This window comes from Microcoleus sp. S28C3 (genome assembly GCF_036700785.1).
GTDB classification, from domain to species: Bacteria; Cyanobacteriota; Cyanobacteriia; order Cyanobacteriales; family Microcoleaceae; genus Microcoleus; species Microcoleus asticus.
Window position 1 is genome coordinate 1 of sequence record NZ_JAUBPO010000281.1, and the last position, 1,358, is coordinate 1,358.

Consider the following 1,358-nt stretch of genomic DNA (forward strand, 5'->3'; position numbering starts at 1 on the left):
TTTATGTATGACTGTACTTTAAGCCTTGGATAGCTTTCCTCGCCACTCACCCCAAAAAACTGTCCGGACTGTTGTTAATAGTATTAGTCAAGAAATTCAATCAACAATTTATAGCAAGGTAGAATACCTCAATCCGGGTGGTAGTACGAAAGATAGAATAGCTCTGTCCATGATTGAAGCCGCAGAGAAAGCAGGAAAACTGCAACCCGGTGGGACAATCATTGAAGCAACAGCAGGAAATACGGGAGTTGGTCTGGCGCTAATCGCTGCGATTAAAAAATATCGCTGCATATTTGTGATGCCGGATAAAATGAGCCAGGATAAAATTAACTTACTTAAAGCTTATGGAGCAGAAGTAGTAATTACGCCGACATCAGTTCCGCCTGACTCTCCAGAAAGTTTCAACGGTGTAGCAGAAAGACTTACTAAAGAAATATCAGGAGCTTATAGACCGAATCAATTTGCTAATCATAATAATCCGTTAGCCCATTATTTAACGACTGGGCCAGAGATTTGGTCAGACAGTAATGGGCAAGTTGATGTTTTTGTTGCCGCGATGGGAACAGGCGGCACAATTTCCGGAGTTGGCAAATATCTGAAAGAACAAAATCCAAATATAGTAATTGTTGGTGCAGATCCAGAAGGTTCAATCTTTTCTGGTGACACCCCAAAACTTTACAAGGTTGAGGGAATTGGTGAAGACTTTATTCCGAAGACGTTTAACCGCCAAGTAATAGATGAAATGGTCAGAGTTAGCGATCGCGAGTCTTTTAATATGGCTCGCCGTCTAGCGCGAGAAGAAGGTTTATTGGTGGGAGGCTCTTGCGGTACAGCAGTAGCAGCAGCCCTTAAATATGCAGCCCGATTATCAGAACCGAAACAGATTGTAGTGCTGTTACCAGATACAGGAAGAAACTACATAAATAAAATCTATTCTGATAGCTGGATGCAGGAAAATGGTTTTTGGGAAGAACCAACAAAAAAAACTATAAAACTTCAAGAGATACTTGCCCAGAAACAAGATTTTCCCTCACTCGTTTCTGTGAGTTCTCAGGACACATTGAGTCAAGTCATCGAAGTTATGCAAAAACTGAATATCTCACAAGTTCCAGTTATTGAAAACCATCACATCATTGGCAGTTTAAATGAAGCAGCTTTAATGAAACTACTGCATGAAGGGATTAATTTTTCTCACCAAAAAGTTGCGCCTGTTATGAGTAAACCTTTACCGAGTTTAGATGAGAAAGTCGATATTTCCGAAGCTTATAGAGTTCTTCTATCAGGAATTGGAGTTTAGACTAAGCAGGTCAAAAAGTGCGCTCGCCCAAAGACCGGCAAACGTCCATACTCCAACGGCA

At 41.0% G+C, this 1,358-nt stretch carries 1 protein-coding gene; it reads left to right on the forward strand.

Annotated elements, in window-relative coordinates:
* The first annotated feature begins 25 nt into the window (after nt 1-25).
* On the forward strand, nt 26-1,297 hold the full coding sequence (locus tag QUA13_RS32460) for a cystathionine beta-synthase (RefSeq protein WP_333205202.1): 1,272 nt from the start codon (nt 26-28) through the stop codon (nt 1,295-1,297).
* Nucleotides 1,298-1,358 lie beyond the last annotated feature (61 nt).